This window comes from Jiangella endophytica, from assembly GCF_003427025.1.
In the GTDB taxonomy this organism is placed as follows: domain Bacteria; phylum Actinomycetota; class Actinomycetes; order Jiangellales; family Jiangellaceae; genus Jiangella; species Jiangella endophytica.
Genome location: NZ_QVAI01000008.1, coordinates 215,979 through 239,980, shown reverse-complemented (window position 1 = coordinate 239,980; position 24,002 = coordinate 215,979). Strand labels below are relative to the sequence as shown.

Genomic DNA, 24,002 nt, shown 5'->3' with positions numbered 1-24,002 from the left:
GACACCATGGCACGACCGATCACCCTCTTCACCGGGCAGTGGGCCGACCTGCCGTTCGAGGAGGTCGCCCGGCTGGCCGGCGAATGGGGCTACGACGGCCTCGAGATCGCCTGCTGGGGCGATCATCTGGACGTGTGGCGCGCCGCCGAGGACGACGCCTACGTGAAGTCGCGGCTGGACATCCTGGAGAAGAACGGCCTCAAGGTCTGGACGATCTCCAACCACCTCAAGGGGCAGGCGGTCTGCGACGACCCGATCGACCAGCGGCACCGGGCGATCCTGCCGGACCGCATCTGGGGCGACGGCGAGCCCGAGGGCGTCCGCCGGCGCGCCGCCGAGGAGATGAAGGTGACGGCGCGCGCGGCGGCCCGGCTGGGCGTCGACACCGTCGTCGGCTTCACCGGCTCGGCGATCTGGAAGTACGTCGCGATGTTCCCGCCGGCGTCGGACGACATGATCGCGGCCGGCTACCGCGACTTCGCCGACCGCTGGAACCCGATCCTCGACGTGTACGACGAGGTCGGCGTGCGGTTCGCGCACGAAGTGCACCCGTCCGAGATCGCCTACGACTACTGGACGACCGTGCAGACGCTGGAGGCGATCGGGCACCGCGAGGCCTTCGGCCTCAACTGGGACCCCAGCCACATGGTGTGGCAGGACCTCGACCCGGTGGCGTTCCTGTGGGACTTCCGCGACCGCATCTACCACGTCGACTGCAAGGACACGAAGAAGCAGCTCGGCAACGGCCGCAACGGCCGGCTCAGCTCGCACCTGCCATGGGCCGACCCGCGGCGCGGCTGGGACTTCGTGTCCACCGGCCACGGAGACGTGCCGTGGGAGCAGTCGTTCCGCATGCTCAACGCGATCGGCTACGAGGGCCCCATCTCCGTCGAGTGGGAGGACGCCGGCATGGACCGGCTGCGCGGCGCCCCGGAAGCGCTGGAGTTCGTGCGGTCGAACCTGTTCGACGCGCCCGCCGCGGCCTTCGACGCCGCGTTCAGCTCCACCGACTAGACCTCCGCAGCACCACCCCGAAAGGAGCACGACGATGTGTTACGGATACGACGGCGATCGCGCCCTGGACGAGTCGCTGGCCCGCCGCGGGCTGGGCCGGCGCACCTTCCTGCTGGGCGCGGCCGCGGCCGCCGGCGGCGTGCTCGCCGGCGTCGGCGCTGCGGTGCCCGCGTCGGCCGGGGCCAAGCCGACCGGCCGCAAGATCGTCCCGCGCGGCGCCATCAGCATCCAGTTGTGGACGGTGCGCGACGCGCTCGCGCCGGGCGCCCTCTACGACGCGACGCTGAGCTCGATCGCCGACTACGGCTACACGAAGGTCGAGCAGGCACTCGGGTACTTCGGCCGCACGGCCGAGCAGCTGCGTGACTTCTACGACGAGATCGGCATCTCCTGCACGTCCAGCCACGACGGCATCAGCCCCGATCGCGCGTCGCTGGAGGCGAAGCTGGAGAACGCCGCCACGCTGGGGCAGCGCTTCATCGTCGTCCCGTACCTCGCCTCGGACAGCCTGTCCGACTGGCAGCTGTGGGCCGAGCAGATGAACGAGGAGGCCCGGCTGGCCCGCCGGTACGGGCTGCGCTACGGCTACCACAACCACGCGCACGAGTTCACCACCGACCTCGGCGGCGGCGTGACCCCGTGGGAGGTGCTGACGTCGGAGCTGGACCCGAAGCTGGTGCACCTCGAGGTCGACCTCTACTGGGCGGTCACCGGCGGCATCAACACCGGCGTCCCGGTCGCGAAGGCGGAGGAGTTCGCCATCGACGTCATCGACGCCGCGCCGCAGCGGACGCTGCAGTACCACGTCAAGGACCGGCACCTCGACGGCGGCGACATGGCCGACCTCGGCACCGGGCACATCGATTTCGCGAAGATCTTCCGCGCGCACCGCGTGCTGGAGTACATCGTCGAGAACGACAGCCCGGACGTCACCCCGCTGCAGACGGCGGAGGTCGGCTACCGGTACCTTACCGAGCTGCGCATGCGCTGAGACCAGGACGTTCGACCAGGGCGGCGGCACGCTGAGGCGGGCCGCCGCCCTGTTTCGTCCAGATGACGATGATCTTCGATTCGGCCGGAAGGGTAGCTCCCGGGCACCTCGACGGGGCACACTTGGGGGACCGAGGTGGTGCCGGTGATCCGATCGAGGGCGGAGGGTCGCGCGCTGCCGTCCCAGCGTGGGCGGCTGGAGGGTGATCTTTCCGAAGGCAGTACGCAGGGCGACGCTGTGTCCACGGCGGTCGTCGACGACGACGATCCGCCGGCCGCGCCGGTGCCCCGGACATCCGATCCAGGGTCCGGCAACGGCACCGACCTCACGCGCCGCTACCTGCGCGAGATCGGCCGCATCCCGCTGCTCAGCAGGCTCGAGGAGGTCGAGCTGGCCCGCGCCATCGAGGCCGGGCTGCTGGCCGGTGAACGGCTGGCCGCCGGCGACACCGGTCCCGACCACGACGAGTTGCTCGAGGTGGTGCGGCTCGGGCAGCGCGCCAAGGCCAGCCTCATCGAGGCCAACCTGCGCCTCGTCGTCTCCATCGCCCGCCGCTACACCCGGCGCGGCCTGCCGCTGCTCGACCTCGTCCAGGAGGGCAACGTCGGTCTCATTCGCGCCGTCGAGCGCTTCGACCACGCGCGCGGGTTCAAGTTCTCCACCTACGCGACCTGGTGGATCCGCCAGGCCATCAGCCGCGCCCTGGCCGAGCAGGGCCGCACCATCCGGCTGCCGGTGCACGTGGTCGACGAGCTCAACCGCGTCCTGCGGGTGCTGCGCACGATGGCGCAGCAGGAGGCCCGCGACCCCACCGTCGAGGAGCTCGCCGCCGCCACGTCGCTGACCGCCGACCGCGTCGTCGAGCTGCTCTCGTACGCCGAGGAGCCGGTCAGCCTGCAGCTGCCGGTCGGCGAGTCGTCCGACAACAGCTTCGGCGACTTCGTCGAGGACACCGACGAGCTGAGCCCCGAGGAGCTGGTCGCCCAGCTGCTGCTGCGCGACCAGGTCGAGCAGGTGCTCGACGGCCTCAGCGAGCGCGAACGGGCGGTCGTCCGGCTCCGCTACGGCCTGCACGACGGCCGCACCCGCACGCTCGAGGAGGTCGGCCGCGAGTTCGGCGTCACCCGCGAACGGGTCCGGCAGATCGAGCACCGCACGCTGACCAAGCTGCGGCGCAACGAGTGGGCCAGCGAGCTGCGCGACTACCTCGGCTGACTAGGCTGGGGGGCGTGAAGCTGCGCCGGCCACGTCCCCCTGCCATCGACGGGCTCGCGGCGGGCGAGCGGGTGCTCGCCACCGCCGGCGGACCCGACGGCGAGGTCGCCGCCACCACGCACCGGCTGCTGCTGCGCGGCGCGGCCGTCGAGTGGACGCAGGTCGAGACCGCCGCGTGGGACGGCGACGCCGAGCTGCTGGTCGTCACCGAGGTGCCTGACGACCGCGGCCGCCGCGTGCGGCACCGGGTGGCGCTGGAGTCGCCACGCCGCCTGGTCGACGTCGTGCGCGAGCAGGTCACCCAGAGCGTCGTCATCAGCCGCCATGTCGCCGTCGACGGCCGCCGCGGCGTGCGCGTCACCGGCCGGCGCACTCCGGCCGACGAGATCGTCTGGACCGCCGCGGTCGATTCCGGCATCGACCTGCGCGACCCCGACACCAAGGCCCGGGTCGACGCCGCCGTCGCGCTGGTCCGCAACGAGGTGGAGTGAGAACGGCCTCTTCCGCGACGTGCGTCGGCTCGGTCTACTCCTGTGGCCGGTGCACTCGTATGCCGGCTTCGTGCCGTTCGCCGTCCCCTGCTGCCCATTCTCTTAGCCGCGCAGCCAAGAACGTGGCAGCTATCAGGGGGACGGACGAGTCTGGCCCACCTCCAGCTCCGCAGGCGACGCCACCCTCTCGGCGGCGACCGTGGCGCAGTTTCGGCCATGGTCGGCTGCGCGACACCGGCGGCCGTCGTCGCGGTCCGGCCGGCGACGTGAACCGGCCCTCGGCGACCGTGGCCTCGGGATCACCGACGCCGCGAGCCTGTGGACAGCGATGATCATCAACGATCACGTACGCCACTAGGCGTTCTCCCGCTCCACCAGGCATGCATGCCTCGCAGAGCGAACACAGTCCTAGGCATGGCCCCCGAAGCGACGAGAAATCTCACCAAGTGGACACCACACCCCGCAGCAACCGCCACCGACGACCCCCACCATGCACCGACCGTTCGGCTGGCGAGCCGGCCGGGCCGCCTGCGGTGCGACCCGGCCGGCTCCGTCACCGGGGACCGGCGGCGTCGTTCCGGTCGACCAGCCGGTAGGCGTTGCGGATGGTCTGCTCCACCCGGTTGCCCGCCTCGTCCCACGCCTCCACCCGCAGGCTGACCACGTCCGACGCCCGGCGGTTGGCCGGCCGGTGCAGCGCCGTCACGTCGAACTCGCCGTCGCCGCGGGGACGGACGCGGGCCTCGGTCCACTCGGAGCCCTCGTCGTAGCTGACCCACAGCCGCAGACCCTCGACCGCCGGCATCGGCCGCGCCGACGGCTGGCGGTCCGTGGTGACGGTGATCCGCTGCGGGCCCGGCGCGTCCACCCGGTTCGTCAGGTCCAGCCCGAGGTCGTAGCGGAGGAAGATCAGCGGCTCCGGCCGGCACGGCGTGCCCAGCGGCGGCCGCTTCAGGATCCGGGTCATCCACTCGGAGTCGCAGATGTACGGATCGGCCAGCAGGTCCTCGTCGGCCGTGCCGGAGCGGAACTCCCACGCCGTATCCGTCGGGCCGAACCGGTGGGTCAGCCGGTAGTCGGCCGGTTCCGGCGGCAGCTGGTAGGCGAGCAGCGTCCGCCCGACCGGATCAGGGCCGCCCTGGACCTCGACGCCGTCACGGTAGAGGTGGGTGCTGCCGTCGTTGCCCAGCTGCCCGAACTGGCCGATGACGTCCCAGCCGATCTGGCCGGGGTCGGCCGACGCGGTGTAGCGCAGGTGCGGGAAGAACACGTCGCCCTCCCGGCAGCCGGTGCACGGCGCCATCTCGGTCGGCATGTAGCCGTGCGTCAGGTAACCGGTCGGCGCGCTGCCGGCCAGCGGCGGCACCGGCGCCGGGACCGGCGGCGAGTCGTTCCACACCATCGTGGTGCGGGTGGGCTCGTCGAAGACGTCGTAGCGCACCTGCCGCCCAGCGGGCGAGGTGAAGTCCTGCACCTCGTGACGGACGACGGTGTCCGGGTCCAGCGGCCAGGAGAACTCGGTCACCTCCCACGGCGCCGTGGTGGCGAACGGCGGCAGAGCCCGGGTGCCGGTCGTGCGCGGGCCGGCCGCCGCGTCGGCGGGCCGCCACCCGGCCAGCGACACCCCGATCCCCCTGCTGCCCGCGGCGTGGATCTGGTGGTCGATCGTGACCAGCTCGTCCTCGTCGACGGTGAAGTGCAGCGAGTCCGGGATCGCGCCGTCCAGCGCCGGGCGCAGCTGGTAGTAGTACGGCGTCACGGGCGTGCCGTCGACGGCGACGCTCAGATCGCCGGCGGCCAGCTCGCGCAGGGCGGCACCCTGGTCGAACGGCAGGTACACCAGCGGCACCCGCGTGATCGCCTCGGCGTAGCGCTGCACCTCCGACGAGCTCTGCAGGGGCGCCACCGCACACCACAGGCTGCCGTTCAGGTACCCGCCGGGCGGGCCGTCGAAGAACAGGTGCTCCTCGTTCGGGGTCAGCGCGACGCCGGCCGCGCCGGCGGCCACCACGGCGTCGACGGCGTCGCGGGTGGGCCAGCAGTTGGTCCGCTGCCCGTCGAAGCTCGCCGGATCGGCCCGCAGCAGCACCAGCGCGCCCTGCAGATCCAGCCCGGCCAGCTCGGCCGGCGTGCCGAAGCCGGCGTCGACGACGTCCAGACTCCGGTGGCCGGAGAACATCGCCGGCTTGGTGCGGCCCTCGTAGTAGACGACGGTGGCGGCACCGCCCGGAGCGCCCTGGGCGTCACGGCCGACGGCGGTGACGGCGATCGGGGACCGGCCGGCCACGACCTCGGCGGCCAGGGTGCAGGTGGTGTCCTCGCCCGGCGCCAGCGCCGGCCGCGGGCAGGTCAACGGGCCCAGGTCGGTCTCGGCGACCACCTCGCTCAGGGCCGCGGTCCCGGTGTTGCGGACCGTCACCTCGATCGTGAGGTCGGTCCCGGTCTCCAGTTGCGGGCCCGGCGCCAGGCTCGCGGCCTGCCCGGACACGGCGGCCGTGACGATCGCGACGGCCGTTCCGGCCGGCGGTGGCGGGTCGTCCGCGCCGGCGGCGCCGGTGTAATAGGCGACGGCGGTGTCCGCCGAGGGCATCGGCACACCGTCCCTGTCGAGGCTGGCGCCGGTGACGATCAGCGGCACGATCTGCGGGCCGGCGACGGCTGTCGTCAGCAGAGCGCAGGTGGTCGACTGACCGGAGAGGAGCGTGTCCGTGGCACACGTGCCGGTGCCCAGCGGCGACCTCGCCGTCAGCCCGGTGCGGACGGGGGAGCCGGCCGGGTTGGAGACGACGACCGCCACCTCGACCGGGGCGCCGGTCGGCACGACGGGTCCGGGCGCGGTCGCGGCGGGTTCGCCGTCGACGGCCGGCTCGCCGACGCTGAACGGGGGCGGTCCGGCGGTCGCGAACGGCTGGCCCCATTCCGGGTACTCGGGTCGCAGCTGGAGGTCGTCGTGCCCCTCGGCCCGCATGGACAGGTCGGGAGCGACCAGCGTGTTCTCGATGACCATCCGGAACTCGCCGGTCTCGACCTCGTCGGTCGGCGTCACCCAGTAGTCGGCGCGGCCGTTCGCGGTGGTGGGGTTGTCCGCGAGCGTCACGAACCCGCCGCCGCCCGCGACGTGGTCCGGCACCCAGCGCTGCATCATCATCCGGCGCTGGAAGCCCTCGGCGGGCAGCGGGGTGTCGAACGTGACCCGCTCCGCGTCGGCGGCGTCGAGCACGATCTCGCCGTCGCCGGTGATCTCCACCTCGGGGTCGACGAGAGTGGCCCAGTTCTCGCCGCCGGTCGCGGCGTCGTACCACTGCACGGAGCTGGTGAAGGCGATGTAGGTGCCGGTCGGCAGCTGGAACTCCACGCCGTCCGCCCATTCCTGCGGGGTCTGGACGTCGATGCCGCCGCCGCGGCTGACCCAGCCGTCCCGGGTCGACGCCGCGGCGGGGCCGTCGATGGGCGCGAACGTCACGCTGCCGGGACTCCACCCGCTCGGTGCGCCGGAGTGCAGCTGACGGGCGGTGACCGTGTGCAGTTGCGCCCCGATGGTGACCCCGGCCGGTGTGGTGAGCCGGATCCCGGGCGCGGTCGCGACCACGCTGCCGGTGTAGGCGCCGGGTTCCACAGCGTTCTGGTCGAACGTGACGACGACGGTGCCCGAGCCGCCGGCCGGCAGCTCGATCGTGTCGCGGTCCAGCCGCGCGGCGTCGGCCGGGACCACGGGGCCGTCGTCGCCCCGCATCGACAGCGCCAGCTCGAGCGTCACCGGCACGTCCGCCGGGTTGGTGTAGGTCAGCGTGCGGGTGACGGCCTCGCCCTCGACCGGCAGCCGCAGGAAGCCGAAGTCCGCCGTCGCCGGGCTCACGAGCACCTGCTGGCCGATGGCGCGCGCGACGTCCAGGCGGCCGGCGCCCTGCTCGTACGCCGTGTACCCGCCGTCCTCGGCACCGGCGACCAGCGCCGCCTTCAGCTGCTGCCCCGTCCAGTCCGGGTGCTGCTGCGCCAGGATCGCCGCGGCGCCGGCGACATGCGGCGTCGCCATCGACGTGCCGCTCACCCGGGTGTAGCGGTCGTCGATGTGCACGGCGCCCGGCATGCTGGTGTCGGCCGCGCGGGCCGCGCCGATCGCCACGCCGGGCGCGGTGATCTCGGGCTTGATCGCGTAATCGCCGCGGCGCGGGCCACGGCTGGAGAACGAGGCGAGGGCGTCCTGCTTGTCGACGGCGCCGACGGTCAGCGCCGCGTCCGCGGTGCCGGGCGTGCCGACGGAGAAGTCGCGGCCGGCGTTGCCCGCGGCGATGACGAACAGCGCACCGGTCTGCTCGGTCAGCGCGTCGACCGCCTGGCTCAGCGGGTCGGTCCCGTCCGACGGGCCGCCGCCCAGGCTCATGCTGACGACGTCGGCGTCCTGCTCGACGGTGGCCCACTCCATCCCGGCGATGACCGACGAGCCGACGCTGCTGCCGGCGTCGGACAGCACCTTGCCGACGACCAGCCGCGCGCCCGGCGCGACGCCGGCGAAGCGGCCCCCGGAGGCGGCGCCGGTCCCGGCGACGGTCGACGCCACGTGGGTGCCGTGCCCGTGGCCGTCGGTGACCTCCTCACCAGGGATGAAGCTCTGGCTGGCCGCGACCTGCCCGGCGACGTCGGGATGCGCCGGGTCGACCCCGGTGTCGAGGACCGCGACGGTCACGCCGGCGCCGTCCAGTCCCGCGGCCCAGGCCTCGTCGGCGCCGATCTGCGGCACGCTCTCGTCCAGGCTCACGGAGACCGCCGGGTCCAGCCAGACCCGCTCGATCCCGGCCGCCAGCCGGTTCCGGCCGGCGGACAGCGAGGCCCAGAAGTCGGCGGCGCCGGCCCGGTCGACCGTGATCGCGGCGGCGTCGATGCTGTCCAGCGGCACGCTGGCGCCGGTCGCCGCGAGGGTGGCGGCGCGGCCGGCCAGGGTGCGGGCGTCCTGCGCGCCGGCGTACTCGACGATCAGCGGCAGGTCGGCGCGGTCGGCGTAACCGTTCTCGGCCAGGTAGGCGACGTCGAAGAGCTGCTCGTCGAGCAGCCCCGACTCGAGCGGCCCGCGGACGTCGTCGGGGATGGCGTACAGGGCGTCGCTCGCACCCTGGTTGGTCACCTCGATGCGGGGGACCGATCCGTCCGGGCGGGTCGCGGCCTCGGCCTGGACGCTGTAGTCGCCGGGTGCCACCCGCTCCACCCGCACTCGGTCGCCGGTGATGAGAGTGAGGTCGTAGGACGCCTGGTCCAGACCCGCCAGCGCCGACGGCGGACCCGCGGCGGCGGGCGGTCCGCCGGTGTCGAACGGTGCCGGGTCCGGCCTCTCGGCGCCCGCCGTCGGTGCGCCGGACATGACCAGGGCGGCACCGGTCAGGCCGATGACCGAGGCCAGGGCCGCCGTCGCGCGTCGTAGTCGTCGCATCGTCACTCCTCGTGGTGGGGTGCTCCGGCCCGGGGCTCAGAGCGGCTCGTAGCCATCCGGGCGGCCGGGCGCTTCGGGGGTGGGCGAGGTCGTGGCAGGGTCCGGTCCCGGGGCGTCGTCCTGGGCGCCGTCCGGCACCCGTTCGCGCGGGTCGGGCGAGGTCATCCGGGTGTTCTCCTGTAGATCGACCTGGAGTCGTCAGGAGAGTCTCGGGGGGTACGCCCGATTTGTAACCGGGCTATCGACCTAATCTTTATCGCCGGGCAGCAGGCCGGCCTCGATCGCCTTGACCGCGAGCGCCGTGCGAGACGTCACGCCCAGCTTGCGCATCGCGGAGTTGAGCTGCCAGGCCACCGTCTTCGGCGACCGCGACAGCGCCTCGGCGATCTCGCGGTTGGTCCGGCCGGTGACGACCAGCCGGGCCACCTCGAGCTCCCGCGGCGACAGCTGGTCGCCATAGCCACGCCGGCCGCGTCGCCAGGTGCGGCGCGCCTCCACGCCGAGCCCGCGCAGTTCGGTGCCGATCCGCGCGGCGTCGGTGCGGGCGCCCAGGTCCGCGAGCACCTGGAAGACGTCGGACAGCAGCGCGGTGCCGGCGTCGGCGTCGCCCGCGTCGCACAGAGAGCGAGCCTGCCGTTCGACGGTCAGCGCGGCGTCGTACGGGCGCGGCAGCGCCGTCCAGGCCGTGGTCGCCGCCGCGTAGCCGGCCGCGGCGCCCGTCGCGTCCCCCTCGGCGGCGAGCAGCGCGGCGCGGCAGGTCAGCAGCGCCGCCCGCGAGGCCGGCGCGTCGACGTCGCCGAGGCCCTCGTCGAAGGCCGCCACCAGCTCGGCCGCCTCGGCCGCACGGCCGGCGGCGAGCAGCACGTCGAGGCGGATCCGCGCGAGGTCGCTGGCCCAGACCCACATCTGCTTGGTGCCGATCGTCCGCATCGGCTCGTCGGTGACCTCCGCGGCTCCGGCGACATCGCCGGCCGCCAGCAGCAGGGCCGCGAGCGCGGCCGCCGGCGTCACCGGGAACGCCGCGATGCTGTCGGCCGGCGTCTCGGCGAGCAGGGTGCGGAAGCGCTGCTCGGCGCGGCGACGCGACCCGCTGGCCGCCTGGAGCAGCCCGTCCACCAGGAACGGCTCGAGCCCGCCGCTCGCCTCCAGGCCGCTGTCGGCGATCAGGGCGGCCACGCGGCCGGCCAGGCCGTCCCACCGTCCCGTGTGCCAGTCCAACTGCGCCTGGATCGCCAGCACGCTCGCGCGCAGCCGGGCGTAGCCGGTCCGGCCGACCAGCTCGGCCGCCGTCGCCAGCCGTGCCTCGGCGTAGGAGTAGCGGCCCCAGCCGGTGGCGACGTAGGCGATGTTGGCCAGGCCGCGGGCCAGCTGCCGGCTCTCGTCGACGTCGGCGGCGGCGCCGGGCAGCTCGGCCGCCACCGTCCAGCCGGCCTCCTGGCCCAGGGCCAGCAGCGCCGCGGCACGGTCGGCGGTCAGCGCCAGCCGGTCGACCGGCGTGCCGATGCCGGGCGCCACCCGGGCCGCTCGCTCCAGCCAGCGCAGATGGACGGCGGCCGGCCACGGACCCTGCAGCGGGTAGCCCAGGTAGGTCATCGCGCGGGCCGCCTCCACCGGGTCGTGCGTGAGGTCGGGGACCGCGCGGGACAGCTCGGTGTGCGCCTGTTCGAACTCCCCGGTCTGCAGCAGCAGCCGGCCGAGCGGGTTGCGGATCTCGGCCTGCGCGCGCGGTGCGAGGTCGTCGCGGCCGAGGACGTCGCGCAGCGTCCGGATCACCTCGTGGTGCAGGTCGTCGACCGGTTCGCGGCGGGCGGTCGCCGCGGTCGCGAGCTTCACCGCCAGCTCGACCGCGACGGGGGTGGGGACCGGAGCGGCCGACAGCAGCCGCACGAGCAGCGTCACCGCGGTCGTGTGGTCGCCCGAGGCGCCGGCGTGGTCGGCCGCCTGCTCGGCGTATGTGCACCACTTCCCGGTCTCCTGCGCGGCCTGGAAGTGCCGGCTCAGCCGTACCACCGGCCGCGGCTCCTGCCGCTCGAGGACCTCGCCGGCGAGGCGGTGCAGGCGGCGCTGGTCGACCCCGGTCATCGCGTCGTACACGGCCCGGCCGACCAGGACGTGGCGGAACGTCAGGCGGCCGCGGTCGTCGTCGGCCAGCAGGCCGCTGCGCACCGCCTCGGCCAGCGCGGCCCGCGACTCGGCCGGGGCCAGCCCGGCGACCTCGGCGATCAGCCCCTCCTCGGCCGGCCCGGCCAGCACCGCGGCGGCGTCGAGCACGCGGCGGGCCGCCGGATCGAGCCGCCCCGCCCGTTCCAGCACCGAGTCGCGGACGGTCGGCGGCACGGCGAGCTCGTCGAGGCTGCGCCTGATCCACTCGCCGTCGTGGCGGAGCACGTCGTCGCGCTGGCGCAGCAGCCGCACCGACTCCTCGATGGCGAGCGGGACGCCGTCGGTGCGGTCGTGCAGGAACGCCGCGAACTCGTCGGAGACCCGCTCGCCGCCCAGCATCGACGAGACCAGCCCGGCCGTCGCGGCCACGTCGAGCGGCGGCAGCGTGAGCCGCACCTGGGACCACCCGGCGGGCAGCCGGGACGACAGCCGCAGCAGCAGCGAGCCGTCGGCGACGTCCTCGGGCCGGTAGCTCAGCAGCAGGCCGAGCTGTGGCCGGCGCCGGGCGACCAGGAAGAGCAGGAACTCCAGCGTCGCGCGATCCGCCCAGTGCACGTCCTCGACGACCAGCACCCGCACCCGCAGCCGGCCGATCAGCTCGGCCAGCGCGCTGAAGATGCGGTGCCGGGCCGCCGTCGGGTCGTCCAGCGGCTCCGGCACGGCCGGCAGGACGGCGTCCCACTCCGGGAAGAGCGGCCGCAGCACCCCGACCAGGGGGCTCACCCCCAGGCCGGCCAGGTCCTCGCCGGCCCGGCTCTGCCGCACGGCGTCGACGATCGGCCCGAGCGTGAGCGACTCCTGGAACGGCGGGCAGGTCGCGACGAGCGCGCCGCCCGGGCCGGCGGCGACGAACTCGTGGACGAGCCGGCTCTTGCCGATGCCGGCCTCGCCCTCGAGCAGCACCATCGCCGGCGGCTGGTCGAGGGCGCCGGTGAGGATCGCGGACTCGCGTGCGCGGCCCACGAACGCCGGCGCGGAGACGTCGGCGGGATCGGCGCCTGGAGGCGGGTGCGGCACGACCGGGACTCACCTTTCGCCAGCGCGACACCGGACGAGCCGTCGCGGGCTCGCCTGCCCGATGCGCACCCTAACCGATGCCCCCGAGGGCGGCCAGACCTGGATGAACTTCGCCCAGGGGGTCAGTCCAGGGCATAGGCCCGGATCGTGGTCTGGCGCAGGGTGCCGCCGCTCGCGTCGGCGACCTCCGCCCGCAGGGACACCCAGCCGCTGGTCCGCGACGCCGGCGGGTGGACGAGAACCGCGGTGTAGCGCTCGCCGCGGCGGGGGAGCAGGGGCACCCGCCGCCAGTGGTCGCCGTCGTCGTAGGAGACCCAGACACGGACGTCGTCGATCGGGCCGCCGCTCAGGTCGCGCACGTGCCGGGCGGTCAGGTCGACGGTGAACCGCTGCCCGCCCGGCGCCCGGTTCAGCTCGTCGGTGGGGATCGTCCAGTTGACGTCCAGGAGCGCGATGCCGGCCGGCGGCCACTCGGTCCCCGGCTCGTGGGCGGACCGGAACGTCCAGTCGGACTCGCTGCGGGCCGAACTGGTCCACGTCGGGCCGGTCCGGGTCACGCTGTGCACCAGCCGGTAGGTGGACTCCTCCGGCGGGAGGCCGCCGACCGTGAAGCTGCCTCGCGGCTGGTCGGCGACGAGCTCGCCGTCGACGTAGAGCCTGCTGCGCACGCGGGCCAGCTCGTCCTCGTTGAGGTACGAGTCGCCCCAGTGGTCCGGTTCGCCGTCCTGGTAGTCCCGCAGCAGCACGTTGAGCTCATCGCCACTGCGGTAGGCGTCGGTGATCGAGTAGTCCGAGTCGGTCCCGGCCGAGTACGGCGCGCCCCACCAGCGGGTGCTCTGCCGGCTGCCGGGTGCGTAGGTGCGGTAGTTGTCCCACATCGTCGGGACCTCGAGCCCGCCGTCGTGCGGCAGCGTCACCATCGACTGCCAGACGGTGCCGTTGGCGGACACGTAGTCGGTGCGCGGGCCGGCGACGTGGACGGCGCCGACGCCCTTGACCCTGCTGGTGGCCAGCGCCGAGAAGCCCTCCCGGACCTCCAGCGACGTCCGGCCGTCCGAGCCGGCGCCCACGACCGTGGTGTCGATGCGCGCCAGGTCGTCGTCGGCGACGACGTGGGTGCCGGTGGCCGGCAATCGGTGCGGTGTCGGCAGCAGCAGGTCGTAGAGGTACGGCGTGCGCTCGGCCGGGACGCCGGGCGCGACCAGCCGGCCGCCGGCGACGAACTCGAACTCGCCCTCGCGGACCGGCTCGCTGGGGGCGACGGCCAGCCTCGGCGAGCCGTCGGCGTAGTGGGCCCAGCCGTCCATCCCGGCGCCGTCGTCGTACCAGCGGGTCCAGCCCAGCTGCACCTGCGCCGGCGTCGACGGGCGCGGCGTCCGGAACACCAGTTCGTCGCCGTCGCGGGCATCGAACGTGACGGTGGTGTCGGCGGTCAGCTCCAGCTCGGGCGTGCCGCCGACGGTCTCCTCGACGACGCGGTAGCCGTCGGCGTAGATCGTCGAGGCGCCGATGACCATGTAGTCGTCGCGGGGGAGGCGGACCTGCTCCGGCCCGGTCCCGTCGAGGCTGACGCCGTAGTAGTAGAAGCCCATCGCCGCGCTCCACACCATCGCCCACCCGGCCGAACGATCACCGTCGCGATCGGTGGCGTCGAGGGTGAGGGTGTAGTGCTCGGTCTCCTCGCCGAACGACCACGGCGTGCGGACGACGTCGCCGTCGCCGGCGGTGGCGACCACCATGCCGCTCGTGGAACCGGGGTCGATCAGCTCCGGCACGACGGTGACGACGGCTGCCGCCGTGCCGCCCGGCGGCACGGTGAGGGTGGCCGGCTCGACGGTGACGGCGCCGCCGGGCAGCGCCGGGTCGGTGCCGACGCTCAGGTCGAGCGCCGCCGGCACGGTGCCCGTGTTGCGGTAGGTGACGGTGCGCCCGATCGGCTCCGCGCCCGTGCTCGGCCAGGGCAGGAACCCGAACGCGAGCGTGCTCTCCTCGGCGACGACGGTGGCGGCGAGCGCGTCGGCGACGTCCAGGCGCCCCGCCCCGCGGTCGAACACGGTGCCGTCGGCGAGCGGGTGGGCGTGGCCGACGAGCGCCGCCTTGAGCCGCGCGGCGGTCCAGTCCGGGTGGCGCTGGGCCAGGACGGCGGCCGCGCCCGCGACGTGGGGCGTGGCCATCGAGGTCCCGGTGGCCGACGTGTAGTGCTCGTCGACCGGGACGCCCATGGCCGTGCCGGCCGCCCGCGCGGCGACGATGTCGGTGCCCGGCGCGGCCAGCTCCGGCTTGACCGCGTGGTCGCCCAGCCGGGGCCCGCGGCTGGAGCTCTCGTTGACGGCGTCGTCGAGGCCGGTGTTGCCGACCGTCAGCGCGGCGTCGGCCGCACCGGGCGTGTCGACGGTGCCCGCCGACGGGCCGGAATTGCCGGCGGCGATGACGAACAGCGTCCCGGTCTGCTCGGTGAGCTCGTTGACCGCCCGGCTGAGTGGGTCGCTGCCGTCGCTCGGACCCCCGCCGAGGCTCATGTTGACGATGTCGGCGCCGCTGTGCGCGGCCCACTCCATGCCGGCCAGCAGCCACGACTCCTGCCCCTGGCCGGAGTCGTCGAGCACCTTGCCGACCAGCAGCCGCGCGCCCGGTGCGACGCCGCGGCGGGCGCCGTCCGACGCGGCGCCGCTGCCCGCGACGGTGGCCGCCACATGGGTGCCGTGCCCGTGCCCGTCGACGGCCGACCCGCTGCCGTCGAAGTCGCGCGCCTCGGTGACCAGCCCGGTGAGGTCGGGATGCTCGGGGTCGTACCCGGTGTCGAGCACCGCGACGGTGACGCCGTCGCCGTCATACCCCTGCGCCCACGCCTGCGGCGCGCCGACCAGCGGGACACTGCGGTCCAGTCGCGCCTGCACCGGGCCGTCCAACCAGATCTTGCCTCCGGCGCTCAACGCGTCCGGGCCGCCGTTGGTCGCGGCCCAGAACCCGGCCGCGTCGTCCTTCCCGACGGTGACGGCCGTGACGCCGGCACTGCCGAAGCTGCGCACGTCGGTGGCCCCGACGGCGGTCCTCGCCGCGGCGTGGCCGTCGACCAGCAGCGGGATGCCGTCCCGGTCGGCGTCGGCATACCCGTCGGCGACGAGGTCCGTGACGTTGAACAGCCGTCCGTCCAGCCGGTCCGCGTGCAGCAGCGGCAGGGCCGCGCGCGGGATCACGTGCAGGTCGCCGCCGCCGTCGGTGAACGTGAGCACGTTGCCGTCGGCGCCGTCCGGAACCTCCAGGACGGTCGCCGACTGCCGGCCGTCCGGCGTCCGGCCGACGCGGATCACATGCCCGGTGAGCAGGGTGACGTCGGCGCTCGAGGAACGCGTGGTCGCCGGGCCCGAGGTGGTCGTGGCGCCGGGTGCGCGGTGCGCCGCCCCGCTTCCGGCGGCGTCGGCGGGCAGCAGTCCCAGGAGGCCGGGCAGCAGTGCGACGGCGGCGAGGACGGCGGGAAGCGGCGGGCGGCGGCTCATCACAGGCTCCCGGGGGGTGTCGCGGTGCCGGAGGGGTCCGGACCAGTGTCCGGTCCATCAGCGCCGCGGTCACCGGTGCGCGGGTGGCGCAAACCGGACCTGACGGAAACACGCCACCGCGGCCGCTCCGGCTCGGACCCGTGCCGAGCCGCTCGCGTCGCCCGGTGTCAGGGCAGCTGGGCCTGCCGGGCGGCGTGCGCCGCGAGGCCGTCCACGCACCGCCGGATGAACGTCGTCAGCGAGCGGCGGTAGACGCCGCCCATGCCGGGCACCTTCGCCCGGAACGACGAGTGCCAGCGGATGGTCGTGCCATCCGGCCCTTCGGTGAGGTCGATGTCGGCGCGGTAGTCCTTGATGGCCAGGCCGGACAGCAGCGTGTAGCCGAGCCGCCGGTCGGGGACCAGTTCGACGATGCGCTCGCGGCTGGCGACGCGGCCGGTGCGGAACACGCGGACGGCGCCGAGGCTCTCGCCGCCGTCCTCGCCGGGCGACTCCAGCTCGAACGAGCCGATCGGGGACCAGACCGGCCAGCTCGCGCCGTCGCGCAGCAGGGCGTAGACGGCGCCGGCCGGCGCCGTCGTGGTGGTGGTGACGTCGATGCGCTGAACACCCATGTACCAAATGGTACAGGTAAGATCTGGGGCATGACGGAGGCGGGTGGTGGCGGCCGCGAGCGGCTGTTGCGTGCGGCGGTCGAGTACGTCGCGGCGAACGGGGTGGGGGAGCGCAGCCTGCGGCAGATCGCCGCCGCGCTCGGCACCAGCCACCGCATGCTGATCTACCACTTCGGCTCCAAGGAAGGCCTGTTCGTCGAGGTCGTGCGGAGCATGGAGGACCGGCAGCGGGAACTGCTGGCCGAGCTGACCGCCGCCGAGGACGACCCGATCGACACGGCGCGGCGGTTCTGGTCCCGGCTCGCCGACCCGGAGCTGTGGCCGCACGAGCGGCTGTTCTTCGAGCTGTACGGCCGCGCCCTGCAGGGCGACCCGGCGGCGCTGCCGCTACTCGACGGCATCGTCGAGACCTGGGTGACGGCGCTGGGCGCGTCCATGGAGCAGGCCGGCGTTCCGCCGGAGGTCGCCCGGCCGCAGGCCCGGCTCGGCGTGGCGGTCGCCCGCGGGCTGCTGCTGGACCTCCTCGCCACCGGCGACCGTGCCGGTGTCGACGCCGCGATGGAGCGATTCGTCGCCATGTACGCGGCGACCCTGCCGCCCCGCTGACCCCGCCCCGCCGTTCGCCCGCCCCGGCCCGTGCGCCCGCCCCGCCCCGTGTGCCCGCCCCGGCCCGTGTGCCCGCCCCGCCCCGTCCGCCCCGGCGAAGTTGATCTTGGAGTTGTGGGGGTATCTATCGGGCAAATCGGGCAGCAATTCCCCATTACTCCAAGATCAACTTCTCGTGGGGTTGGTGGGGTGGGTGAGGTTCGGTGCGCCGAAAGTTCGCGGATCGGTCAGAATGGGACGAAACCCCCAGGAGGCCGGCGGTGACGACGGACGACGAGATGGTGCTCACCACGCGGCGGCTGCGGCTGCGTGACTTCCGCGACGACGACATCGACGGGCTGTACGCGTTGGTCAGCGACGATCGCCTGACCCGGACGCTGGCGTTCGACTCGTTGGATCGCGTTCGGGCGGCCGGCATGCTGCGCACCGTCGTCGCGCAGGCCGCCGATCGGCCGCGGGTCGAGTACTACCTGGCCATCACACTGCGCGACGGCGACGACGTGCCGATCGGGTTCGCGCGGCTGGGGCTGGCCGACGTGCGAGCGGGCAAGCTCGGCTACCTGATCGCGGCCGAGCACTGGAACCACGGCTACGCCACCGAGGCCGCCGCCGCGCTGCTGGACCTCGCGTTCGGACCGCTCGGGCTGCACCGCGTCAGCGCGGCGATCGGGCCGGACAACGCCGCCTCGATCGCCGTCGCCGAGCGGCTCGGGCTGGTGCGCGAGGGCCGCATGCGCGAGAACGTCTTCACCAACGGCGCCTGGCGCGACTCCCTGCTCTACGCCGTGCTGGCCGCCGAGTGGTCCCGGCCTCACGCCGCCTCGGCGAAGACCACGACGTTGTCGCGGTAGCGGCCCAGTTCGCGGTCGTACTCGCCGCCGCAGGTGATCAGCCGCAGCAGCTGCCGGTCGTCCGGGCCACCGTAGACGGCCTCGGTCGGGAAGTCGTCCTGTGAGTACTGCCCGACGTCGACCACGCGGAACACGGACGTGCCGCCGTCGGCGCGGCTGACGACGATCTCGTCGCCCGGCGCGACCTCGCGGAGCCGGAAGAACACGTCCGGGCCGTCGCGGTTGTCCAGATGGCCGGCGATCACCGCCGCGCCGTTCTCGCCCGGCTCCGGCCCCGCCTGCCACCAGCCGGCGTCGCCGTACGGGGGCGGGACGAGGACGTTGTCGCCGTCGACGGCGATCGCGACGACGTTCGTGTCGATGCCGGCGGCCGGCACCGCGACCGCGACCGGGTCGGCCAGCTCCGGCGCCGCGGCCGGCGCGGGTCGCGGTGTGACGGACGGGGTGGACGTGCCGCCCGGCGCGCCCAGCGGTGGGTCGATGGGCGGGTCCCCGGACGGGGTCCTGGCCGGGTCGGTGGCCGGGTCGCCGGCCGGAGTGCCGGACACGACGCCGCGCGGGTCGGCGGCACCCGCACCGGACGGATCGCGGTCACCGCCGCAGGCGGCCGCCAGCAGGACGGCCAGCGCCGCGGTGGCCGCCGCCCGCCCGGGCCGGCGGCCACCACGATCGGCCGGGGTGCCGGTCAGCTCTCGGTCCGGAACCGGCGCCACAGCAGACCCGCGCCGCCGACCGTCGCCAGCCCGACCAGCGCGCCCGGCGCCAGCCAGCCGGTGTCGCCGGCCGCCGTGGCGCCCGCGCCCGTGTCGACGCCACCGCTCGGGGCCTGGCCGCCGTCGTCATCCCCGTCGTCGCCGGAGCCGTCGTCGTCCCCGTCGTCGTCACCGGCGGTGACGCCGGTGTTCACGCCGCCGCTCGGGGCCTGGCCGCCGTCGTCGTCCCCGTCGTCGCCCCCGTCGTCATCGCCGTCGTCGCCCCCGTCGTCATCGCCGTCGTCGTCTCCGGCGTCGTCGTCGGCCGAGACGGCCACGGCGTCGACGGCCGCCGTCGCCGGGGTGGCGAGCGCGACGCCGGCGCCGGTCAGTCCGGCGGCCGCGGCGAGCGCCGCGGCGAAGCTGATCCTGCTGGAACGCATGGCTGGACTCCTTCGTGTCGGTGAACTTCCCGACCTCAATCTGTCCTGGTCAGCGTCCGGACTCCAGCCAGAACGACGTTGTTGAGAGCGTTCTCATCAAGACCTCATCGCCGGCCCGCGATCTCTCATGAAACGACGCCGTCCCCGCCGCCCGGCGAGGAGCCGGACGACGGGGACGAGTGGGCGACCGTCAGCGCGCGGCCAGCTGGTCGAGCACCGCGAACGGGTTCGCCGCGCCGCCGTTGGCGACCGCGACGACCCGGCGGTCCAGCGTGTAGCTCCCGCCGGCCGGGATCTCGACCGGGAACCGGCTCATGATCCAGTTCCCGTTGCCGTACGCGGTGAACTCGTCGTCGCCCGCGTAGATCAGGCCGTACGTCTGCGGGTCGGTGCCGGCCCCGCCGATCCACCGCCCGGCCGGGACGTACTCGGCGGGGCTCTCGTACGGCGTCGTGATGACCGGGTGCCCGGCCACGCCGTGCCGCTGCCCGGCGCCGTCCCAGTCCATCGCGTCGCCGACCCACACATCGAGGTCCGACGACCCGGTGTTCCGGAACACGGTCGAGGCCCGCACCCACTCCTCGCCGGGGCGGATCGTGTACGTCGTCTCGACGGTCACGCCGGGGTGCGCCGACGACGTCCCGGTGGTGCGGACGATCGCCGAGTCGCCGGTCGCCTGGACGATCTCGACGTCGCTGTTGCGGACCGTGGTCTGCTGCCAGGCCTCGGTGCCGGTGGGCTGGTCGTCGACGATGTACGGCAGGTTCAGCCAGTCCAGCTGGTCGGCCCGGCCGCTGACGGCGAGGTCGACCGGCTTGCCGACCGTGGAACCCGGCAGCTGGCCGTCGTCGAACACCTTGGCGATGGTGATGGCGAGCTTGCCGTTCTCCATGACGACGTCCTGCGGGCCGCCCTCGACGATTCCGCCGGAGATCTGCCGGCCGGTACGGGCCAGGACGCTCACCGGGCTCAGCGCGATGTTCGCCGTGGCCGTCCCGCCCTCGACGACGTCGGCGGCGACCGTCGCCGTCGCGTAGCCGAGCGTCGCCACCCGCAGCGTGTAGCCGCCCGGGTCCAGCGCCATCAGGTAGCTGCCGTCGGCGGCCGTCCGGGCCGAGCCGACGACGGTGCCACCGGCGTTCAGCGCCTCGACCAGCACCCCCGCGGCCGGGGCGCCGGTGTCGGACCGGGTCACCGTGCCGCCCGCGCGGGACCTGTCGGCCACCTCGTCGTCGAGCAGGTCGAGCTGGTCGGCCCACGCGGCGATGTTCGAGGAGAAGTGCCCGGCTCCCGGGTAGTCGGTGATGTGGTACCAGCTGATCGTCTTCGTGTCGCCGGCGCCGACGCTCGCGTCGAACCAGGTGCCGGTGACGTAACCGAAGCCGCTGATGGCGTACGGCTCGTCCTCCAGCCAGGCCAGGCCGTGCGCCGGGACCTGCCGCACGGTGGTGGAGCCGACGTAGGCGAAGTTGCCGGTCCAGCCGGAGGTGACGTAGCCGGGGTCGTTGCGGCCGATGCCCGGCACGTACGCGACGTCCTGCGCGCTGTCGGGGTCGAGCAGGTACTGGAAGTACCCGGTGAAGTCCGCCGACCCGGTGTTCTCGACCTCCAGCGTGATCTTGACGACCGGCGCGTCGCCGAGGGCGCGGTAGCGCAGCGTCGTCCTGAGGTTGCTGTCGATCTTCGCCGACCCGGAGGCGACGACGGCGTCACCGTCGGTGCCGATGTCGGTGATGTTCAGCCAGTCGTTCGGACGGTTCCAGTCCGGGGTGCCGGGGCCGCCGGCCGTCCGCGACAGCATGATCTCGCTCCAGTCCAGCGTCTCCTGCGCGGTGCCGTCGAGCAGGAAGAGGTCGCCGAGGCTGCCCTTGGCGAGCGTGCCGGGCTGGTTGTTGGCGGAGGCTTGCGACGAGATCGTCGCCTGGATCCGCTCGTTCATCGTGAAGTGGTACGGCTGGCCGGCGACCGCGTCGGTGCGCGGGCTGCCCGAGCCGTAGTCCGGCACGACCGTGGACGTGCCGGCCGTCGGCCCGGTCACCTCGACGAGCTCGAGGTTCGCGGTCTGCGTGCCGGTGGCGCCGACGGTGACCGGGGTGCTCGAGCCGTCGGTGGGCAGGAACGCCCGCTTCGCCGTCGACAGCGTGTAGTCGCCGGGTGCGAGGCCGAGGACGTAGCGCCCCTCCGAGTCGGTGGTCGTGGACAGCGACTGGCCGCCGCTGGTTGCGACCACCCGGGCGTCGGCGATCGGCGCACCGGTCGTGTCGTCCGTCACCGTGCCGGTCACCCGGGCCCAGCGGGCCGCGGCCTCGCCGCCCGGCGTGAACGCGTAGAGGTTGCCGTCCCAGGCGCCGGCGACGACGGTGTTGCCGCTGACCGCCGGGCCGGAGCCGACCCAGGTGCCGATCTCGTACTGCCACAGCGGCTGCCCCGTCACGCTGTCCAGCGCGTAGAAGAAGCCGTTGTTGGCGCCGACGAACAGGGTCTCGCCGCTGACCACGGGCGAGGACAGCACTCCGCCGGTGTAGGTGCCGCCCGGCAGCAGCCGGTCCCACAGCACCGCGCCGGTCCGGGCGTCGAGTGCCGTCACCGCACCGCTCGGGAAGCCCATGTAGACGATCTCGCCGTCGATGGCCGGAGCCGACGGCGTGGCGCCGCTGGAGACCCGGGACGCGTGCGGGCTGCGGTAGCTCCACAGATCGCGGCCGGTAGCGGCGTCGCGGGCGATGATGCCGTTGTTCGAGCCGATGAAGACCCGGCCGTCGGCGGCCGCGGGGATGCCGTCCTGCCAGCCGCCGAGCACCGCCGACGACTGCCACTGGCGCACGCCGGTCTCGGCGTCGAAGGCGAGCACCTGGTCGGCGGTCTGGCTGCCGACGAAGACCTGTCCGTCGGCGATCGCCGGGGTGCCGTCGCTCATCGTCGCGCCGGCCATCGGCGAGGCCCAGAGCTGGCTGCCGTCCGCCGGGTCGAGCGCGACGAGCAGGCCCTGGCTCGCCGCCCCGTAGCGGGTCTGGTAGGCCCAGTAGACCTTGCCGTCGGCGACGGCGGGGGAGTAGTAGCCGTAGGCGCGCTGGTTGAACTCGCCCTGGCCGGGCTCGGTGTCGCGCTGCCAGACCAGCTCGCCGGTCGAGCGGTCGACGGCGAACAGCTGAGCTCGCAGCGTGCCGACGAACACCGTGTCGCCGAGGATCGCCGGGGTGCCGACGATCGACGACGGCACCGGGTACTCCCAGAGTTGCTCGCCGGTGACCAGGTCGACGGCGTGCAGCGCGGCGTTGCCGTCGCCGTTCTCGTCGCGGGTGCCGGCGTAGACGACGCCGTCCGCGACGACCGGGGAGCCGGTGAGGAACGTTCCCGGCGTCCGGTAGCTCCACGCCAGCTCCAGCCCGGCGTCGACGACGTCGGCCGCGACGCCCGAGTGGCCCGAGTCGCCGTGGTGCTGCGTCCAGTCGGCGCCGGCGATCGGCGTGACCAGCGGCTCGGTCGTCATCGTGAAGTCGGCCGACTCGGCCCAGCGCTCGCCGCCCTCGCTGACGGCCTCCACCTCGATGGTGTGCGCGCCCGGCGCCGGCGCACGGCCGGCGAACTCCGTGTGCCAGGTCAGCTCGCCGGACGGCTTCAGGCTGCGCCACGACCCGTTGTCGATGCGGTACCGGACCCGGACCACCTCGTCGGCGGTGTCGTACGCGTTGACCTGGATGTCCGGGAAGCCGGTGCGGTTGCCGTCGGCGCCGACCTCGCTGCCCGGCGCCGGGCTGGTGATCGTCAGCGCCTGGTCCACACCGAACATCCGGAACGGGTTCTCGAAGGTCTCGCCGCGCAGGTGGATGAACCGGAAGCCGCGCGGCGCGTTGTCGATCGTGTACGACATCGAGACGGTCTGGATGTGCTTCGCCGACGGCGCGAACTCGCTGTTCGGCTCGGCGTCGTTGGAGTGTTCGTGGCCGACCAGCATCAGCTCGGCCCCGTACTGGTCGAACAGGTCGCCGTACCGGTCGTACTGCGACGGCGAGCCGAACGGCACGTTCATCGGCTGGTGCGCGAGGACGATCAACTCCTTGTCGCCGACGTTGGCCTCGAGGTCGCGGCGGATCCAGCTGAGCTGCTCGTCGAACGGCGCCTGGCCGTTGTTCTCGAGCACCAGGAAGTGCCGGTTGCCGTAGTCGAAGGAGTACCACTCGGGGCCGACGTGGCGCCGGTAGTTGTCGATGCGGGCGGCGTAGCCGGTGCCGCCGCCGGAGAAGTACTCGTGGTTGCCCACCGCGGGCCACACCGGGACGTCGGAGCCGGCGGTCGCGGCCTTGTAGGCGGTGAACTCCGCGTCGGTCGCGTTGTTCGTGAGGTCGCCGCTGACGGCGATGAACGGGATGTCGTTCGAGGTGGAGTTGATCTCGTGGATCTGCTCCGGCAGCTGCGGGTTGACGTGCGGGTCGGCGATGTTCGCGAACGAGAACGTCGAGCCCCGACTGCCCGGGTCGCGCCGCAGCGCGAAGTGCGCCGTCCGGGTCGCGCCCGCCGCGACCTGGCCGAAGTTCTGGTAGAACCGCGGCGTCATGAACTCGTCGGTGCCCACCACGTAGCCCGACGGCTGGGTGATGAACACCATGTCGCTGAGCCGCCGCTGGGTGTCCACCTCCAACTCGTAGCGGCCCTGCTCGTCGGTCTCGACCATGGCGGCGCCGTCGGACACGCTCACGCCCGCGACGCCGGGCTCGCCGGCGTCCTGCCGGCCGTTGCCGTTGGCGTCGTCGAACACCACGCCGCTGACCTGCGCGGCCGATGCGGCGATCGTCTCCGCGACCACGGTGGCGACCGGGCCGATGAGGGCGACCCCGGCCAGCAGGGCCAGCGACGCGTAGACGGCCCGGCGGTAGCGGCCGAGCGCCTCCGGGGAGAGTCGAGCGGCCGTGGGCGCATCGGGCGACCGAGCGCGCCAGCGGGCAATGACGCTGAGCGATCTCACTTCGTCTCCATTCACTGAGGGGG

General features: G+C 74.0%; 14 protein-coding genes. 6 read left to right on the top strand and 8 right to left on the bottom strand.

Annotated elements, in window-relative coordinates:
* The first annotated feature begins 6 nt into the window (after positions 1-6).
* From DZA62_RS18100 to DZA62_RS18085, 4 genes are all read left to right on the top strand, one after another.
* Positions 7-1,014, top strand: coding sequence for a sugar phosphate isomerase/epimerase family protein (locus tag DZA62_RS18100; protein WP_116950300.1), 1,008 nt, complete (start codon positions 7-9; stop codon positions 1,012-1,014).
* A gap of 34 nt (positions 1,015-1,048) precedes the next feature.
* A complete protein-coding gene (locus tag DZA62_RS18095; RefSeq protein ID WP_116950299.1) occupies positions 1,049-2,005 on the top strand; it encodes a sugar phosphate isomerase/epimerase family protein in 957 nt (318 codons plus the stop codon).
* Positions 2,006-2,179: 174 nt separating this feature from the next.
* On the top strand, positions 2,180-3,220 hold the full coding sequence (locus DZA62_RS18090; RefSeq protein WP_408619083.1) for a sigma-70 family RNA polymerase sigma factor: 1,041 nt from the start codon (positions 2,180-2,182) through the stop codon (positions 3,218-3,220).
* A 14-nt stretch (positions 3,221-3,234) separates the two neighbouring features.
* Positions 3,235-3,711, top strand: a complete 477-nt coding sequence (locus DZA62_RS18085) for a hypothetical protein (protein ID WP_116950298.1) — start codon at positions 3,235-3,237, stop codon at positions 3,709-3,711.
* A gap of 553 nt (positions 3,712-4,264) precedes the next feature.
* On the opposite strand, the gene DZA62_RS18080 is transcribed toward DZA62_RS18085, so the two are convergent.
* From DZA62_RS18080 to DZA62_RS18065, 5 genes are all read right to left on the bottom strand, one after another.
* A complete protein-coding gene (locus tag DZA62_RS18080) occupies positions 4,265-9,133 on the bottom strand; it encodes a S8 family serine peptidase (protein WP_157987747.1) in 4,869 nt (1,622 codons plus the stop codon).
* A 36-nt stretch (positions 9,134-9,169) separates the two neighbouring features.
* Positions 9,170-9,298: a hypothetical protein gene (locus DZA62_RS37245; RefSeq protein WP_269813896.1), complete on the bottom strand. Its 129-nt coding sequence runs from the start codon at positions 9,296-9,298 to the stop codon at positions 9,170-9,172.
* 81 nt (positions 9,299-9,379) lie between these two features.
* Positions 9,380-12,313: a helix-turn-helix transcriptional regulator gene (locus tag DZA62_RS18075; protein WP_198663909.1), complete on the bottom strand. Its 2,934-nt coding sequence runs from the start codon at positions 12,311-12,313 to the stop codon at positions 9,380-9,382.
* Positions 12,314-12,435: 122 nt separating this feature from the next.
* Complete coding sequence (locus DZA62_RS18070; protein WP_116950296.1) at positions 12,436-15,810, bottom strand: S8 family serine peptidase; 3,375 nt, start codon at positions 15,808-15,810, stop codon at positions 12,436-12,438.
* 167 nt (positions 15,811-15,977) lie between these two features.
* Positions 15,978-16,424 (bottom strand): SRPBCC family protein, encoded by a 447-nt coding sequence (locus DZA62_RS18065; RefSeq protein WP_116950295.1) that lies wholly within the window; start codon positions 16,422-16,424, stop codon positions 15,978-15,980.
* Positions 16,425-16,454: 30 nt separating this feature from the next.
* Here DZA62_RS18065 and DZA62_RS18060 point away from each other — a divergent pair, with 30 nt between their 5' ends.
* A complete protein-coding gene (locus DZA62_RS18060) occupies positions 16,455-17,030 on the top strand; it encodes a TetR/AcrR family transcriptional regulator (RefSeq protein WP_198663908.1) in 576 nt (191 codons plus the stop codon).
* A gap of 260 nt (positions 17,031-17,290) precedes the next feature.
* Positions 17,291-17,881 carry a GNAT family N-acetyltransferase gene (locus tag DZA62_RS18055; protein ID WP_198663907.1) on the top strand — a complete coding sequence of 197 codons (591 nt, stop codon included), beginning with the start codon at positions 17,291-17,293 and terminating at the stop codon, positions 17,879-17,881.
* On the opposite strand, the gene DZA62_RS18050 is transcribed toward DZA62_RS18055, so the two are convergent.
* From DZA62_RS18050 to DZA62_RS18040, 3 genes are all read right to left on the bottom strand, one after another.
* Positions 17,842-18,594: a sortase domain-containing protein gene (locus tag DZA62_RS18050; RefSeq protein WP_157987746.1), complete on the bottom strand. Its 753-nt coding sequence runs from the start codon at positions 18,592-18,594 to the stop codon at positions 17,842-17,844. The genes DZA62_RS18055 and DZA62_RS18050 overlap by 40 nt on opposite strands.
* The gene (locus DZA62_RS35785; protein ID WP_157987745.1) at positions 18,567-19,016 is read right to left on the bottom strand and encodes a hypothetical protein; all 450 of its coding nucleotides are present in this window, start codon (positions 19,014-19,016) and stop codon (positions 18,567-18,569) included. The genes DZA62_RS18050 and DZA62_RS35785 overlap by 28 nt, the downstream gene beginning before the upstream one ends.
* A 190-nt stretch (positions 19,017-19,206) precedes the next feature.
* A complete protein-coding gene (locus DZA62_RS18040) occupies positions 19,207-23,979 on the bottom strand; it encodes an outer membrane protein assembly factor BamB family protein (RefSeq protein WP_157987744.1) in 4,773 nt (1,590 codons plus the stop codon).
* Positions 23,980-24,002 lie beyond the last annotated feature (23 nt).